The organism is Acidaminococcus nyctereutis, assembly GCF_052216985.1.
GTDB classification, from domain to species: domain Bacteria; phylum Bacillota; class Negativicutes; order Acidaminococcales; family Acidaminococcaceae; genus Acidaminococcus; species Acidaminococcus fermentans_A.
Genome location: NZ_JBQOUY010000001.1, coordinates 70992 through 87118, shown reverse-complemented (window position 1 = coordinate 87118; position 16127 = coordinate 70992). Strand labels below are relative to the sequence as shown.

General features: G+C 58.4%; 22 protein-coding genes. All 22 read left to right on the top strand.

Translation table 11 applies throughout. The features are described from left to right. Nucleotides 1-34 precede the first annotated feature (34 nt). The 22 genes from ACTUHY_RS00480 (at nucleotide 35) to ACTUHY_RS00375 (ending at nucleotide 16125) form a co-directional block, all read left to right on the top strand. Nucleotides 35-2473, top strand: coding sequence for a virulence-associated E family protein (locus ACTUHY_RS00480; protein ID WP_442826165.1), 2439 nt, complete (start codon nucleotides 35-37; stop codon nucleotides 2471-2473). A 314-nt stretch (nucleotides 2474-2787) separates the two neighbouring features. Then, entirely contained in the window at nucleotides 2788-3117 is a 330-nt protein-coding gene (locus tag ACTUHY_RS00475) for a VRR-NUC domain-containing protein (protein WP_442826164.1), read from the top strand. After that, complete coding sequence (locus tag ACTUHY_RS00470) at nucleotides 3114-4490, top strand: SNF2-related protein (protein ID WP_442826163.1); 1377 nt, start codon at nucleotides 3114-3116, stop codon at nucleotides 4488-4490. The genes ACTUHY_RS00475 and ACTUHY_RS00470 overlap by 4 nt, the downstream gene beginning before the upstream one ends. 115 nt (nucleotides 4491-4605) lie before the next feature. Beyond that, nucleotides 4606-4839, top strand: coding sequence for a hypothetical protein (locus ACTUHY_RS00465; protein ID WP_442826162.1), 234 nt, complete (start codon nucleotides 4606-4608; stop codon nucleotides 4837-4839). Nucleotides 4840-4841: 2 nt separating this feature from the next. Then, nucleotides 4842-5063 (top strand): hypothetical protein, encoded by a 222-nt coding sequence (locus tag ACTUHY_RS00460; protein WP_442826161.1) that lies wholly within the window; start codon nucleotides 4842-4844, stop codon nucleotides 5061-5063. Between the two features lie 5 nt (nucleotides 5064-5068). Next, on the top strand, nucleotides 5069-5443 hold the full coding sequence (locus ACTUHY_RS00455; protein WP_442826160.1) for a hypothetical protein: 375 nt from the start codon (nucleotides 5069-5071) through the stop codon (nucleotides 5441-5443). After that, on the top strand, nucleotides 5440-5664 hold the full coding sequence (locus ACTUHY_RS00450) for a hypothetical protein (RefSeq protein ID WP_442826159.1): 225 nt from the start codon (nucleotides 5440-5442) through the stop codon (nucleotides 5662-5664). The genes ACTUHY_RS00455 and ACTUHY_RS00450 overlap by 4 nt, the downstream gene beginning before the upstream one ends. Continuing rightward, entirely contained in the window at nucleotides 5661-5846 is a 186-nt protein-coding gene (locus ACTUHY_RS00445) for an eL24 family ribosomal protein (protein ID WP_442826158.1), read from the top strand. Before ACTUHY_RS00450 ends, ACTUHY_RS00445 begins: the two co-directional genes overlap by 4 nt. Further along, on the top strand, nucleotides 5843-6484 hold the full coding sequence (locus ACTUHY_RS00440; RefSeq protein WP_442826157.1) for a DUF3310 domain-containing protein: 642 nt from the start codon (nucleotides 5843-5845) through the stop codon (nucleotides 6482-6484). Before ACTUHY_RS00445 ends, ACTUHY_RS00440 begins: the two co-directional genes overlap by 4 nt. 78 nt (nucleotides 6485-6562) lie before the next feature. Next, the gene (locus ACTUHY_RS00435) at nucleotides 6563-7015 is read left to right on the top strand and encodes a hypothetical protein (RefSeq protein WP_442826156.1); all 453 of its coding nucleotides are present in this window, start codon (nucleotides 6563-6565) and stop codon (nucleotides 7013-7015) included. Between the two features lie 461 nt (nucleotides 7016-7476). Next, entirely contained in the window at nucleotides 7477-8001 is a 525-nt protein-coding gene (locus tag ACTUHY_RS00430; RefSeq protein WP_442826155.1) for a hypothetical protein, read from the top strand. Next, the gene (locus tag ACTUHY_RS00425; protein ID WP_442826154.1) at nucleotides 7988-9883 is read left to right on the top strand and encodes a phage terminase large subunit family protein; all 1896 of its coding nucleotides are present in this window, start codon (nucleotides 7988-7990) and stop codon (nucleotides 9881-9883) included. Before ACTUHY_RS00430 ends, ACTUHY_RS00425 begins: the two co-directional genes overlap by 14 nt. Before the next feature lie 12 nt (nucleotides 9884-9895). Beyond that, entirely contained in the window at nucleotides 9896-10117 is a 222-nt protein-coding gene (locus ACTUHY_RS00420) for a DUF6148 family protein (RefSeq protein WP_442826153.1), read from the top strand. Nucleotides 10118-10138: 21 nt separating this feature from the next. Beyond that, entirely contained in the window at nucleotides 10139-11779 is a 1641-nt protein-coding gene (locus ACTUHY_RS00415) for a phage portal protein (RefSeq protein ID WP_442826152.1), read from the top strand. Next, nucleotides 11763-12869: a head maturation protease, ClpP-related gene (locus ACTUHY_RS00410; protein WP_442826151.1), complete on the top strand. Its 1107-nt coding sequence runs from the start codon at nucleotides 11763-11765 to the stop codon at nucleotides 12867-12869. Before ACTUHY_RS00415 ends, ACTUHY_RS00410 begins: the two co-directional genes overlap by 17 nt. A 5-nt stretch (nucleotides 12870-12874) precedes the next feature. Continuing rightward, nucleotides 12875-13213, top strand: coding sequence for a hypothetical protein (locus ACTUHY_RS00405; protein WP_442826150.1), 339 nt, complete (start codon nucleotides 12875-12877; stop codon nucleotides 13211-13213). A 13-nt stretch (nucleotides 13214-13226) separates the two neighbouring features. Continuing rightward, complete coding sequence (locus tag ACTUHY_RS00400) at nucleotides 13227-14282, top strand: major capsid protein (RefSeq protein WP_442826149.1); 1056 nt, start codon at nucleotides 13227-13229, stop codon at nucleotides 14280-14282. A 3-nt stretch (nucleotides 14283-14285) separates the two neighbouring features. Next, nucleotides 14286-14525: a hypothetical protein gene (locus tag ACTUHY_RS00395; protein WP_442826148.1), complete on the top strand. Its 240-nt coding sequence runs from the start codon at nucleotides 14286-14288 to the stop codon at nucleotides 14523-14525. Then, entirely contained in the window at nucleotides 14522-14857 is a 336-nt protein-coding gene (locus ACTUHY_RS00390; RefSeq protein WP_442826147.1) for a hypothetical protein, read from the top strand. Before ACTUHY_RS00395 ends, ACTUHY_RS00390 begins: the two co-directional genes overlap by 4 nt. An 11-nt stretch (nucleotides 14858-14868) precedes the next feature. After that, nucleotides 14869-15435, top strand: coding sequence for a hypothetical protein (locus ACTUHY_RS00385; RefSeq protein WP_442826146.1), 567 nt, complete (start codon nucleotides 14869-14871; stop codon nucleotides 15433-15435). Further along, entirely contained in the window at nucleotides 15432-15890 is a 459-nt protein-coding gene (locus ACTUHY_RS00380) for a hypothetical protein (RefSeq protein WP_442826145.1), read from the top strand. Before ACTUHY_RS00385 ends, ACTUHY_RS00380 begins: the two co-directional genes overlap by 4 nt. Continuing rightward, a complete protein-coding gene (locus ACTUHY_RS00375) occupies nucleotides 15877-16125 on the top strand; it encodes a hypothetical protein (protein WP_442826144.1) in 249 nt (82 codons plus the stop codon). The genes ACTUHY_RS00380 and ACTUHY_RS00375 overlap by 14 nt, the downstream gene beginning before the upstream one ends. Nucleotides 16126-16127 lie beyond the last annotated feature (2 nt).

Sequence of the window (16127 nt, the reverse complement as noted above, 5' to 3'; positions counted from 1 at the left end):
CTATGAAAAATCGAAAGAAAGGAGGTGACCAGGCATGATCAATGACCGTAGGATCCGGATCAGCGTTGCGCCGTCCAAGAACTCCATCAACTGGGTGGGGACGGAAATGATGTGGTCCGCTTTTGTGGACAAGCTCAAAACGCCCCTCAGGACTGAGGAAACCTACGACGCATACATCCACATGCCTAAAGGCCAGCAAGGCGCCCTGAAGGACGTGGGCGGCTTCGTGGGAGGCACGCTCAACGGCCCCCGGCGGAAGGCGTCAGCGGTGACCGGCCGTGACCTGGTCACCCTCGACATGGATACAATCGAGGCCGGCGGGACGGACAGCCTCCTCCGGCGGGTAGGCTCCCTGGGAATCGCCTACGTGGTGTACTCCACCCGGAGCCATGCACCCATCCGGCCCCGGCTGCGGGTGATCCTGCCCCTGGACCGGACGGTGACAGCGGACGAGTATGAGCCCATTGCCCGGCGTCTGGCATCAGTGATCGGTATCGACCACTGCGACCCGACCACCTTTGAGGCCAGCCGGCTGATGTTTTGGCCGTCATGCTCCAGCGACAGCCAGTACGTCTATGCCACGGACGACCTGCCTTTTGCCAGTGCCTCAGGCATCCTGGCCCAGTACGACGACTGGCGGGACGTACAGACCTGGCCGACGGTGCCGGGCAAGGAGCTCCAGGCCAAGGTGGCCCTCTCCAAACAGGCGGACCCGACACAAAAGCCGGGCATCGTAGGCGCCTTTTGCCGGGTCTACGACATCCGTCGGGCTCTGGCCCGCTACCTGCCCAACGCCTATGCAGACACAGACCACGAGGACCGGATGACATACACCGGCGGCTCTACCGTAGCCGGGGCCGTGCTCTACGATGACGGCAAGTTTTTGTACAGCCATCACGCAACAGACCCCTGCTGCGACCAACTGGTCAATGCTTTTGACCTGGTGCGCCTGCACCGGTTCGCAAACCTGGACGCCAACGCCCAGCCGGGGACGCCCGTCAACAAGATGCCCTCTTACCAGGCCATGAAACGCCTGGCCATGGAGGACCAGGACGTGCTGATGGAGCTCAACCGGACGTCCGCCCAGGAGGTGGCCGATGTCTTTAGCGACATGGGCGCCGGGCCGGATGAGGGCGGGGCAGAGGCTGCTCCGGAAAAGACCGATGTGGATTGGATGCGGGCCCATAAGATCGCCATGGATCCCAACACAGGGCATCCGAAAAAGACCATGGACAACATCATCCGGATCTTTAACTACGACCCGCGGCTCAAAGGCAAGATCGCTGTGGACGAGTTCTCGACCCGAGGACTTGTCCTGGGGCAGCTGCCCTGGTCCTCGGAGACCGGCAAGCGGCTGTGGACGGATACGGATGATGCGGGGGTAGCCTGGTATTTTGAGCTGGCCTACCACATCACCGGCCGGGACAAGCTGACCGGAGCTCTGATGCTGGTCAGCGAGCAGCACCGCTTTAACGAGGTCCGGGACTACCTGGACGGTCTCACCTGGGACAGAAAGCCCCGGGTTGCCACCGTACTGCAGGACTACCTGGGGGCCGAGGACAGCCCGTACACACGGGCCGTGGCCCGGAAGAGCTTTGCCGCCGCCGTGGCCCGGGTGGAGACCCCCGGATGCAAGTATGATTATGTCCCGGTCTTTGTGGGCCCCCAGGGCATCGGCAAGACGACGTTTTTAAAGACCATCGGCAAAGACTGGCACTCCGATTCCCTCCAGAGCTTTAAGGGCAAGGAGGCGGCAGAGATGATCCAGGGCATCTGGATCAATGAAATCGGAGAAATGACTGGTTACAACAAGTCGGAAGACGATGTGATCAAGCAGTTTCTGAGCCGGTGCGACGATGTGTACCGACAGCCGTATGGCCGGCATACAGGGCGGTATCCCCGGAAGGGTGTGTTTTTTGGCACCTGCAACAATCACGATTTTTTAAAGGATCCCACAGGGAGCCGGCGCTTTTGGCCGGTGGACGTGGGGGCCCGGGCGCCGGTCAAAGATATATGGCGGGAGCTCCCGGGAGAGGTGGACCAGCTGTGGGCGGAAGCCGTGCAGCTGTGGAAGCAGGGAGAGCCCCTGTATATGGATACACCAGAGCTGGACAGCCTGGCCAAACAGGCCCAGGCCCAGCACCGGGAAGACAGCGTCAAAGAGGGCATGATCCAGGACTTCGTGGAAAAGGATGTGCCCGGGAACTACGACGGCCTGAGCCTTAACAACCGTAGGATGTTTTGGGCGGGCAATTACACCCTGGGCCCCAATGAGGTCCTGTGCCCCCGTGAGAAGGTCTGTGCCCTGGAGATCTGGTGCGAATGCTTCGGGGGCGACCCCAGGTCCATGCGGAGAGCGGATGCTATGGAGATCAACCAGATCCTGGCAAATACTCCTGGTTGGACCCGGAACAAAGACAAACGCCGATATGGTTACTGCGGCACCCAGAGAGGATTTGAACGGCGCCGTTAATGTATAACCATACGGGAGCCAGGTGTACCCAAACCCTTTTGCAGACCGTGACCCGGGGAAAAGGGGGCGTACCCAAACTTTTTGAATGGGTACACCCTTTGGGTACGGCTGAAGCCGCATCTGGACTGGGGTTATGGCCTATATACCCTATGTACCCAAACATTATATATATAGTTAAAAATAAAGGATATTATAGCGTGTACATACGTATACGACGCCTACATCCTTTAATTTAGGTATATATAGAGAAGTTTGGGTACATAGGGTACAGCACGGAAAAAGAAGTGCATAATTATGCAGAAAGGAGAGAACTTATGCACGAATTGGAACGGGATGTAGAGAGGCGGCTGATCCAGGGGGTGAAAGCCCTGGGCGGTACCGCCTATAAGTGGGTCTGTCCTGGCGCCGTCGGAGTGCCTGACCGGATCGTGGTGTGGCCAGGGGGCCGGGTGGACTTTATCGAGCTTAAGACGGAGACCGGGGTGCTGAGTCCCCGGCAGAAGATCGTACTCGATCACCTGCGGAGCCTGGGCTGTAATGTGCGGGTGCTGCGGGGGTCCGATGCTGTGGCGGCCTACCTGCTGGACACCCATTATCTGACCCGGGTCCTCTGGGATCCGGGTGACGAGGAGGGAGTCAAATGAGGTTTGTCCCGCATCCTTACCAGGAGTTTTGCGTCCAGGCTATCCTGGACAAGCCTGCGGTAGGACTGTTTTTGGACATGGGCCTTGGGAAGACAGCCATCACGCTGACCGCCATCAACGAGCTGCGGTACGGGCGGTTTGCCGTCCGGAAATGCCTGGTCATCGCCCCCAAGAAGGTGGCGGAAGCTACCTGGCAGAGGGAGGCGGCCAAATGGGACAACCTGCGGCACCTGCGGTTTGCCACTGTCCTGGGCAGCACCCGGCAGCGGATCAAAGCCCTCTTGAGCCCGGCGGACATCTGGATCATCAACCGGGAGAATGTGACATGGTTGGTGGACTACTATTTGAACGACTGGCCCTTTGACATGGTGGTGATCGATGAATCATCCAGTTTTAAAAGTCACAGCGCCAAGCGGTTTAAGTCCCTGGCGTCCATCAGGTCTCATATCCAGCGGATCGTGGAGCTGACCGGGACCCCATCCCCCAACGGGCTGATGGACCTGTGGAGCCAGATCTATCTGCTGGATCGAGGTGAGAGGCTGGGCAAGTTCTATACCCACTTCCGGGATCGCTACTTTGATCCGGGCAGGCGGGGGCGGGACGTGATCTACCAGTACGATCCCAAGGAGGGGGCGGCGGATGCGGTACTATCCAAAATATCAGACATCTGTATCAGCGTGAAAGCGTCCGACTACCTGCAGCTTCCGGACTGCATCGTCCATGACATCCCGGTGGAGCTGGATGCCAAAGCCAAGAAGGCCTACAACGAATTGGAAAAAAAGATGGTCCTGTCCCTGCCGGATGGGGACATCGACGTGGCCAGTGCGGCGGCCCTCTCCAACAAGCTGCAGCAGCTGGCCAACGGGGCCCTGTATGACGATGACCATCAGGTCCATCTGGTCCATGACTGCAAGATCGAGGCCTTTATGGAGCTGATCGAGCAGCTGCACGGGCAGCATGCCTTGGTGTTTTACAACTTCCGCCACGACAAGGACCGGCTGATGGAGGCCCTGGCCAAGAGCAAGCTGCGGGTCCGGGAATTTACCGGAGCCAAAGAGGAGGTCGATTGGAACGCCGGTAAGATTGACGTCCTGCTGGCCCATCCGGCCAGCACGGCCTATGGGCTCAATCTCCAGGACGGGGGCCACCACATCATCTGGTTCGGCCTCAACTGGAGCCTGGAGCTGTACCAGCAGGCTAACAAACGATTGCACCGGCAAGGGCAGAAAGAACCCGTCATCATCCATCAGTTGATCTGTACCGGCACCCGGGACGAAGATCTGGTGGAAGCCCTGGGGGACAAAGACGCCTCCCAGGAGAAAGTGCTGGAATCGCTGAAAGCGAGAATCAAGAAATGGAGGTTGCCGAAATGAACAGTTTGGTGAAAGCGGTTGTGCTAATCGGCCTTTTTGCAGGGCTGGCCCTGATCCTGGGGGCCACCATCGCCCTGTGGAAATACATCCTGCTGGCGTAAGGGGGTGGTGACGGATGGACGGACAACGGATCCCCGGCGTGAGTCGGCAGCAGTTAAAGCAGATCAAGGCTATGAGCCTGCCGGATTTTAGGCTGTGGCTGCTGGAGTACAGCAGCCAGATCTACAACCTGGGCATCAGCGACTGCCGGGATGCCCTGCGGGCGGAGTTTGGCTTTGGGGAGACCCGGCTTAAGAGGATGACTGACCACATTCAGCAGGCCATGGAGGCCTTTGCAAAGGAGGACTGAAATTGGGTAGTTTTGATGACGGATCTCTGGTGGACGTACTAGAAGGCGTGCACCCCGAACGGCAAATCATAATCTACTCCCGAAACAAGGAGACTGAAATTTATCGCGGGATATATGCAGGGCTGCCCTACTGCTACGTGGACGATATTCTGCTTGAGGCGGTGGATTGCTACCTGTCTGACGGGAAGTTGGAAATTGTTGTTGTTGATTGCGATGGGGAGTAGTACGTATGACGAATCAGATTTATCCAATCCCGAAATATCGGGGCAAGAAAATCGGATGCCTGGAGATTGTGGATATGTGGGGCGGCCATCAGGAGGTCCCGGAAGAGATGTTGTCCCTGGGGCGCAGGTTTGGGCACGAGCCGGGGGCTTATGCTGGAGATTTCCTGACCGCCCAGCTTTTGGTAGGCCGGCAGCACTATAAGGCAGACCTGCGTTGGACACCGGATGCTGGGTATGAGTTCATGGTCTTTAAATGTGCTTTAAACGGTCACATATCGTCCGGCAGGAGCTGCTACGAGGGCCATCGGTATCCTAATGTGACACTTCGGACTTTTTTATGGTACATCAATGATTTTGCAAAGGAGGCAGTCAAAAAATGACCGACAAGACTTTGGGGATCAAAATCAAGCTGCAAAACATCAGTAACGAGCTGGGCGGCGGGGAGACGGATATGTCCTATCTCTCTGCCAAGTTGGCCCCTCCCTATAGGGACAGCCGGGCCCACGATGTGCTGATCCAGTCCCTGGATCGGATCAGCCGGCTGCGGGAGTACCTCAAGCACCAGGAGGATGATCTCCGGCGGGATCTGATGAGCCTATGAGCTATCATCTGGATTTCCCTGGGACGTTCCATCCCTGCGCCTGGTGCGGGATGACCTTTTATAAACCGATGACGGCCAAGTGGCTGTACAAGATCCACGATAAGACCGGCGTCCACTATTTTTGCTGCTGGACCTGCCTGCACAAGTGGCAAGCAGCCCAAGAAAGGAGACGGAAAAGATGACAAGTAAAGAGACGGCACAACGGTGCCATAAGTGTGATATGGCCATCCCGGATGGGGGCCAGATGCTGTGCATGGGTGTCAAGCCCATCGCCCTGATCGACGACGTGACGGACGACGATTGCCCCAAACATCGGGTGACTCCCGAGGCGCCGGCGGACAAAAAACGCCCGGGCCGAAAGCCTAAGACGGCAAAAGAGCCTGAGACCAAGGCTGCCTTGCCGGACCCTCGGACAGATCCGGACAGATCCGGACAGATTCGGACAGATTCGGACAGATTCGGACAGGCCCAGTCCGATCCGAAGGCCAGGCCGATTGCTGTGTATAGGCCAAAAGCACCCCTGGAGTTCGTCGAGCTGGGGATACAGATGCCCGCCCCGGAGCCCAAGACGGCAGAGGCTGACCCGGTCCACCATCCAGGTCACTATGCCTGGAGAGGCGGATTGGAGTGCATCGAGATTGCCCGGGAGCTGTGCCAGGGATCGGACGGCATTGCCGCCTATCTGATAGGCTGTGCCGTCAAGTACATCTATCGGTACCCCCGGAAAAACGGTCTGCAGGACCTGGATAAGGCTATCGAGTGTCTTACCATGCTGCGGGCAATCGAGGCCAGGAAGGGAGGAGATACGGATGCACGATGACTGGTGTCTGATCGCCGCTATGGTGGGGCTGATCGTTTTTGTGGCCATGGCCTTGCTGTGGGTGGTCGGAGGCTGCTTATGACCGGAGCAGAGTTTTTACGACGGATCTATGAGCTGGAGGACGGGCTGGCCTGCAAGGAGGATGAGATCCGCAAGATCCAGGCGGATATGATCCACCTCAAGAGTGTGGACACATCCCGGGATAGAGTGGACGGGGGCCAGCCCCTGGACATGGTAGACAAGGTGGCCCGGCTGATGGAGGTGGAGGAGTCTCTCAACCGGGACTGGGACACCCTTATCAAGTGGCGGGAGGTGGCCCGGGACATGATCGGCCGGATGCTGACCGACCAGAACCGGATCGTCCTTATGACCCGGATTGTCAATCATCGGAGCTGGAAACGGGTGGCCGGGGTGCTTAACAAAAGCGAGGACTATGTACGCCACCTGTATCCGGTGGCGGTGGCCGAATTTGAGGCCCGGGTGGCTGAGGAATACCCAGGGTATCTGGATACTGTGGATTTTCCAGGATAAAAGCACAAAATAACCGGGAATAGCACAACATAACCAGTTTAAAGGGTGATATCATGTAAGCTGTAAGCAGTGTGGAGCACAAGGGCGCAGCAGCCTTTACGACACGCCTACTCAACAAGGACCCCTCTGTAGTGGGACAAAGCCGCCTAAGATCAGGCGGCTTTTCTCTTGCCTTCTTCCGGCCGCCGGCGTGGGGCGTTGACGACTGCTGACTGACGGTGCAGCTTTTCTCTCCTTTCCGGCCAGCCATCAGCCAGCGGGCGCGAGCGTCTCAGCAGCGACACGGGAGGCCGAGTGTCCACCAGTAGCACACAGCAAGGTGGGTTGAATTTGTGGAGTTGGCGGGTCCTTCTGGCTCCCATGAAAATGGTGCGGGTCTGTCGAGCCCCGAAAACGTGCTAGTTGCAAAATTTTTTTCGGCCTTGTTTGTTCCGGGGCCGTACAGAGAGGGGGTGGACCTGATGAAAATATCAAAAGATTTGATGTCCCTCACGACGACACAAACAGAACTTGGAAAAGTGCTCGGAGTCACGCAGCAGCGGGTCCACCAGCTCATCCAGGAAGGTACGGTCCAGCGCAGTCCTACTGGGGCCGTGTTGGTTGTGCCCAGTCTAAAGAATTATTACAAGCTAAAAGCCCATATGGACACGCCCGAAGATGCTCCTGACCTCAACGAGGAACGGGCCCGGCACGAGAAAGCCAAGCGGGAAATCGCCGAACTGAAGCTGGCCGAGCTCCAGGGGAGCGTCTACCCGGCAAAAACGGTTGAGCTGGTCATGACCGAAATGGCCTCCAACCTGCGGACCCAGCTTCTGGGTCTACCGGCCAAGCTGGCCCCCATCCTGGAAGGCCAGAAAAAAGAAGAAATCTATACAACCCTCACCAAAGAAATCGAGGAAAAACTGTCCGAGCTGTCAGCGTACAGCCCGGATCTTTTTATGGATGCGGAAGCGGCAGAGGGGGTGGACTCCGATGAAGAGTGCTGAAGCCCTCTGGCGGTATGTGGCCGAACACGGCCTGAAGCCTCTGCCCAAGACATCGGTCTCTGAATGGGCCGACGCCTACCGGATGCTGCCCAGTACGGCAGCAGAGCCGGGCCGGTGGAAGACCAGCCGGGCGCCCTATCAGAAAGACATCATGGATAGCTTTACTCAGCCCGGGATCCATGAGGTTGTGGTCAAGAGCTGCAGCCAGATCGGGAAGAGCGACATCATGAACAACATTATCGGCAGGTTTGCCCATCTGGACCCCTGTTCCATCATGATGGTCCAGCCTACGGTGGATATGGCGGAAGACTTTTCCAAATCCCGGATAGAGCCTATGATCCGGGACACCAAGGTCCTCGCCGACATCTTTGCAGACGTAAAGAGCCGGGACCGGGGAAATACCATCTTGTCCAAGCTGTTCCCCGGTGGGCGGTTGATCATGGGCGGGGCCAACAGCCCTGCGGGGCTGGCGTCCCGTCCTATCCGGATCCTGCTCTGCGATGAGGTGGACCGCTTCCCGGCATCGGCCGGGACGGAAGGGGATCCTATCGATCTGGCGGCCAAGCGTATGACTACCTACTGGAACCGGGTCATGGGCCTTTTCTCCACGCCCACCAATGAGGGGGACAGCCGGATCGATGTGGCCTACAACGCAGGCACCCAGGAGGAGTGGCAGCACCGGTGTCCCAACTGCGGGGAGTACCACAAGTTGTCCTATCTCAACATGGAGGTGGACGCCAAGAAAGGCGCCAAGGTCCAGGGGATGCAGCGGTATGTGGTCCGGGGCGTCAAATGGCGGTGCCCGGACTGCGGATTTGCCTTTACCGAAAAACAAATGAAAGCAGCGCCACAGAAATATGTGGCTCAGCACCCGGAAGCTCTGGAAACGGGCTGCCGGTCTTTTTATGTAAATGCCTTCTCCAGCCCCTGGATCAGCTGGAAGCAGGTCATGAAAGAGTGGTTGGAAGCCAAAGGCTTCCCAGACCGGGAGAAAGTCGTCATGAACACTCGTTTTGGGGAATCCTACCGGGTGACCGGGGCTTTTGAGTCCGATGACTTTTTGCTTAAGCGCCGGGAAAAGTACGGGGCCGAACTGCCGGACGGGGTGCTGCTCCTGACGGCGGCCGTGGACGTCCAGGATAACCGGCTGGAATACGAGATCTGCGGCTGGGGCGCCGGAGAAGAGTGCTGGGGCATTTTGAAGGGGGTCATCCTGAGCGCGCCCAACCGGGTCAGCACCTGGGCCGAACTGGACAAGATTCTGGACCGGGCTTACAAGTTTGCCGACGGCTGCACTCTCCGGGTGACCCGAACCTTTATTGACTCTGGCGGCCATTTTACTGGGAACGCCTACCGCTACTGCGAGCGGAACATACTCAAGCAGCGGTTTGCCGTCAAGGGCATGGGCGGTCCCGGCATCCCTCTGGACTATAAGGGGGGAAAGGCCAAAGGGCTCAACGCCCCGCTGGTGATGCTGGGGGTTGATGATGGGAAGCAGCAGATCATGAACCGGCTGACCATCGAGCAGCCGGGGCCCATGTTTTTCCATTTCCCCCTGGACGAAGACGGGGTGATGACCAACCGGGGCTATGACGCCCTGTACTTCCGAGGCCTTATCTCCGAACATAGAAAAACGATCAAAAAGAACGGGGAATACCGGGAGGTCTGGGAGCCCACCACCGGGGTGCGGAACGAACCTCTTGACCTGCGGAACTACAACCTGGCTTGTATGCAGACCCTGCATCCCGACTGGGACGGGCTGGCAGCCAGAGGCCGGGCGAACATCCTGGAAGGGACGGAAACGGTGGCTAGAGCGGAAAAACGGAAGAAAAATCATCGGAAAAAACTGGTGAAGGCGTCCAGCGGCACCCAGATCTGGTAAGGAGGACGAAAAATGGGAAATAAGATCCAAAATGCCAGGCTAAAGATGTACCTGGAAGCAGAACAGGCTGTGCTGACCGGTCAGAGCTACACCATCGGCAACCGGACCCTGACCCGGGCCAACCTGGCCACCATCCGGGCGGCCATCGATGACCTGATCGCGGCAGGGGCCACCCTGGACGGGGAACCCCTGGAGCCGGCAGGCAGCACCAAGAGAGTCGTCCTGATGGACTGAACTGAGAGGAGGCAGAATCCAGTGAGCAAGAAACGAAGAAAACTCATCAAATCCCGGATCCGGTCCCCGGCTGTGATCAACAGCGGGTACAGTGACGGCGGCGCATCCTGGCAGAAGGATGCCCTGCGGAGCTGGAGGCCTCAGCGCCTGTCCTCCAAGAGCGACATCGACGCTAATCTGATCACGCTCCGTAATCGGGCAGCTGACCAGGCTATCAACACACCTCTGGGCAGTGCCGCCATTGTCACCAGTACCATGCACGCTGTGGGAGCCGGGCTCAGGCTCTTTCCCCGCATACCCTATAAGATCCTGGGGCTGACGGCAGAAGAAGCGAGAGACTGGGAGAGGAATACGGTCAGAGAGTTTGAGCTCTGGGCCGGATCCAAGGAGTGCGATTTCCGCCGGCGGAACAACTTCTACGATTTGCAGAATGTCGCTTATGCAACCTATCTGACCGATGGAGACAGTTTCGCGCTGTTCCGCCGGACGGCGCCCTCCTATAACATGCCATATACACTACGACTGCAGCTGCTGGAAGCCAACCGGGTGAGCAACCCTTTGGGCCCTCAGGCCTGCTACAGCGAGGCCAACGCCTACGGAATCGAACAGCTCAACCCGGAAAACGGCAATCATATCGTCAACGGGGTGGAAGTCACTCCCGACGGCAGGCTGGAAGCTTACTGGATCTCCAACAAAGTCCCTGGCGACCTGGTCAACATTGACGGCGCGACCACCTGGCAGCGGGTGGAGGCCTTCGGGCCTCGCACCGGGATGCCCAACATCCTCCAGGTGTGCCATGACACCCGGGCCGAACAGTATCGGGGCGTGCCGTACCTGGCCCCCGTGCTGGAGCAGCTCAAGCAGATCGGGCGATACTGTAACGCCGAGCTGACGGCAGCCATTATCCGCAGCTTTTTGTCTGTATTTTTTACTAACACGACCCAGGCCAGCAACAGCCTGGACAACATCCTGCCCAGCGCCTACGGGGCGCCGGACGACGATCACGCCGACGAGCCTGTAGTTGACACCACCCAGTACAAGCTGGGCCCCGGTCAGCTCAACAGCCTGCCCAAAGGCGTGGACGTCAAAACCGTGGACAGCTCCAACGCCCAGAGCGCCTATGACAGCTATATGACGCATCTGGAAAAGAGCGTGGCGGCGTCCCTCAACATCCCTTACGAGGTCCTGCTCAAGTGCTTTAACTCCTCCTATTCCGCCAGCCGGGGCGCCCTGCTCCAGGCCCAGGACGAATTTAAGACCCGCCGGAGATGGTTTGCGGCAGATTTCTGCCAGCCTATCTACGAGCAGTGGCTCCTGGAGGCGGTAGTGACGGGCCGAGTCAAGTGCCCGGGCTACTTTGAGGACCCGGTCAAGCGTAAGGCCTGGGCCTCCGCTGACTGGTTCGGCCCTACCATGAGCATCCTGGACCCCATCAAGGATGTGACCGGCTCTGCTCTGCGGGTCAAGTACGGCTTGACCACCCGGGAGCGGGAAGCGGCCGAAATGACCGGCAGCGACCTGGAGGAAAATCTGGAGCAGCTGGCCTATGAGCAGGACCTGATCAAGCAGCTGGGGCTGACTGTAGGGACCCCGGACGTGCTGTCCGGAGGCCAGGAGAACGCCCAGGAAGGCGGTGAGAAACAAGATGAAGAAAAAACCTGATTTTTGGACCATCAAGAATGAAGTCGACTCCCAGGAGGCGGAGCTCCTGATCTATGGGGAAATCAGCCCGAACGCTGAATTTTGGCATGCGTTTTTGCCTGATGATCCCATGGTCAGCGCCAAAGAGATGCAGCAGGATCTGAGGGACCTGGGCGGCAAGGACCTGACCCTTCGGATCAACTCTCCGGGCGGGGATGTGTTCCAGGCCCAGGCCATCTACAATCTCTTAAAGGCCTATACCGGTAAAATCCACTGCCATATCGACGGGATCTGTGCCAGTGCGGCCACCCTGGTGGCCAGTGCCGCAGATGACGTGGTCATGCCGGCCAACGCCCTGTACATGATCCACAACCCCATGCTGTGCTTTGGCTACCAGACCCTGACCCGGGATGATCTGGCCAAGTGCATCGAGCAGATGGATAAGACCAAGGACACCCTGCTCAATGTCTACAGTGCCCGGTGCGGGGATGCCCTGACCCGGGACGAAATTGCCCGGATGATGGACGAGGAAACCTGGATGACCGCCCAGGAAGCTCTGGACAACGGCTTTGTGGATAGTGTCGACGACTATGGCGTCAGCGCCTCCATGAGCGGCGGCGGGGTGATGGTCAACAACGTCATGATGGCGAGCCTGGATCCCAGCCGGGTCCGGCTCTTAAAACAACTGTGCGAAAAGAACGAGGTGAAAGAACCGATGACTACGAATGACGCAGGCATCATGGACCGTCTGAAAGCCTTTTTGGACGGTCAGGATAAAAAAGCAGAAGCCGCCCAGAAGGCTGCGGCCGAAGCGGACCGGGTGAAAGCCCTGGATGCCATGAAGGGGGACAACCCCATGGTTAATGCCCTGGTGGAAACCGGCAAAGCCAACGGGGCCACCGCCAAACAGCTGAAACCATATGTGGATGCAGTGGCGGCTGTGAAGGTGGAAAACAAGACCCTGGACGAACTGAAGGCCCTGATCACCGATCAGATGCAGTCCGGCGCGGCTGGTGTCAAAGCCAACGTCACCGAACCCGCTCCTGCGGCTCAGGATAACAAGGCCGAAGTTGACAACATCGTCAACCTGGTAAACAAGAAAAGAGGTTAACGCAAATGGCGATCATTGACAAGAACACCATTACTCCTAACAACCTTTTTGCCGGCCCGGAAATCCCCGTGCTGACGAAAAACTACACTCTGACCCCGGGCACGGCCCTGAAGCAGGGCACCCTGCTGACCGTGACCCCGGAAGGAGCCGCCAGCGCCACCGCCAAAGCCGGTGTGGCCTCCGCCATCCTGGCTTGGGACGTGGACGAAAAGGCCGCCGTCTGCACTGCCTACGTGACCGGCCGGTTTAACCGGGCCGCCCTGATCGCGGCCTCCGATGACACCGTGGAAGCTCATGAAGACGAACTGCGGAAAATCGGCATCCATCTGACCGCAAAGCTGTAAGGAGGACTGACACATGATTGGACTGAAAGATACTGTCTCCCTGATGTCTGCAGTGGAACGTTTTAAGGCTCCTGCCTCCCTGCTGCTGGACACCTTTTTCCCCATTATCCCTGAAACTGCCACCACCAGCACCATCGAAGTGCAGCTGAAAACCGGTGAACGCCACCTGGCACCTTTTGTGACCCGGGGCGGCAAGGCCGTGGAACTGGCCCGGAACGGTTTTGATGACTTTTTTTACAAACCGCCTATGATGGCGCCTTCTCGTGTCGTAGATCCTGAAATGTTGAACGACAGAGGCTTCGGCGAAAACTTTGTTTCCACCAAGACTCCGGCTCAGCGTGCTGCGGAAATCCAGGCCAGAGACCTGGCGGACCTGCAGGCCAGCATTATCAACCGGAAAAACAAGATGGCTGCCGACCTGCTGACCACCGGCAAGTATGACATCAAAGGCTATGCCGATGACGGCAAGCTGACCATCATCGACACCGTTGACTTTAACTTTACACAAAAAGTGGTCCCCACCACCACCTGGGACAAGGCCGGCGCCACCATCTACGATGACATCAAAGCCGCCTCCCTGAAGATCCAGGAAGCCTCCGGCATGGTGCCCACCGTGATGATCGTAGGCAAAAACGTGGCCGGCTACTTGCTGGGCAATGACCAGATCATGAAATGGATGGGCATCCCCTCTACGGCCAACCTGTCTATGTTTAACATCGCTCCCCGGATCGTATCTCCCCAGGTATCCTTTGTAGGCCGCATCCCTGCCCTGAACCTGGAAGTTTATTCTTACGCCGAATCCTACATGGACGACGACGGCAAGATGAAGGGCTTTATCGGTGACGATGATGTCATCCTGGGCATCCCTGGCCGTGGCCGTCAGTATCATGGGGCAGTCAACCTGCTCAACGACGCCGGTACCGGGTATATCACCTATGCCGCTCCGTATGTGCCTTACTACAACGGCAACAAGGAAAGCCAGGAAATGCGCCTGACGATGTACTGCCGCTGCCTGGTGGCCCCCGAATGCATTACCGACTTTGCTGTGATTAAGGTAAAGGGGGAATAACTTATGACCACTTATAAGGTTGTGCGCAACTTTGTGGCGCACGCGGGTAAGCTGGTGGGCCCGGGCGGCCATGTGAACTTAAAGGACCAGGAAGCCAAACACCTCCTGGCTGCCGGTCAGATCGCCCTGGACGAAACCCAGCCCAAGGAAGTGGCGGAAGCGGCGGAAGCTCCGGAAGAAGCCATGACCCTGCCGGACGCTACTCCGGAGCTCATCAAGCCGCCTGTCCGCAAGCGGAAATGAGGAAATTTCGGGACACAATCGCCGCCGATCGGGACGTATTTTTGTGCCCGGACGAGTTTGCCGAGGTCCACGACCTTAACGGCCTGCAGGGGGTGGCCGTGGTCCAGCAGGTGAGCGCCGATGATCAGTATAGCTTCGGGTCCAATATCGAGACCCGGCGCTACTACGAGATGTACGGCAGCCACGTAACAGTCAACTGCAAAGAGGAGGATCTGGAAGAGGTCCCCGTCTACGGGCAGGCTTTCCGCCTGGACGGCAAGCTCTATACCGTAGCGGAGTCCAAGACGGATCTGGGCATCGTGACCCTGATCCTGGTGGCCAATGACATGTAGGGGGTGAGGGCTTGAGTATCGTTAATGTTAACTTTACTTTAAAAAACGCAGAGCTGCTAAAAGGCGCTCTGCTGGCCTGCCCCCAGGAGGCCCGTAAGGCCGCAGCGGCCGCCGCCAGCCGGGTAGTGACTCATGTCAAGAGCCGGATCTCCGTGGAGGTCCGTAAAAACTACGCGGTCAAAGCATCGGTGGTCAAAAAATCGCTCTTTACCAAGCGCCCCAGCATCTCTGCCAACCTGATCGGCGGGGTGGTGGGTGCTACGGGCTCTCAGCTGCCGCTGACCATGTTTATGATCAGCCATAGCGCCAGGAGGCCCCTCAACGTACGGGTTAAAAAGAGCGGCGGCGGCCCGGTTCCCGGTCTGTTCTGGGGCGGGCGGTCCGGGCTGGCCATCCGGCGGGATCCTATGGGCAACACCACGTCCCGGCTGCCTATCAAAAACCCCGGCGGCCCGTCCGTGCCCCAGATGATCGAGAACGAGGAGGTCTGGGCGGCCATCGACGAGAGCGCCAGCGCCATGCTCAACGACCGTCTGATCCACGAGCTGCAGTACCGGCTGGGGAAGGTGAGCTTATGACTTTAGTCACTGTGATGGAGAGCCTCAAGGCTCTCCTGGAAGAGGTGGTGACCGAATACCGGGCCCAGGGCAAGGAGCGCCTGGAGCCTATCGCGGTCTATGCCGGCTATCCCCCGGTCCGGGACCGATCTGTGGAGATGTCCTCCTACGTATATGCGGCTGTGGTGGACTGGACGGACAAAGAGGCGGACGCTTACAGCGCCTGTACCGTGGAGATCGGTCTGGCCATCCGGGACGAAGCGCCTGATGGCTGCATGAGCTTGTACAACCTGATGGAGCATATTCGGCAGGCCCTGCTGCGGCACCGTCTGGTGTGCGACCGGACCTCGCTCCAGCTGCCTCTCAAAGGGCGGCTCCCGGAGCAGCAGCCCACGCCCATCTGGCTGGGCATCATCCGGGCCACCTATCTGGTGGCGCAGCCGGAAACGGAGGGGATTGATTTTGACGATTTCTAAGAAGAAGGCCCCAGGCCTGCTGATCTACGTCGGCCCGACCTTAAGCCACGGCCGACTGCAGCATGCCCAGGGTTTTATCAACGGCTTCCCGGCCGGGGTGCAGGAGCTGGTGGACCAGTACAGCTGGTTCCGCCGGCTTTTTGTATGCCCGTCTGACTTTACGGAAGCTCAAAAACAGACCCAGGTTAAAGGGAGTCTGCTTAATATCTACTATCAACGTGCTAAGGAGGTTTAACC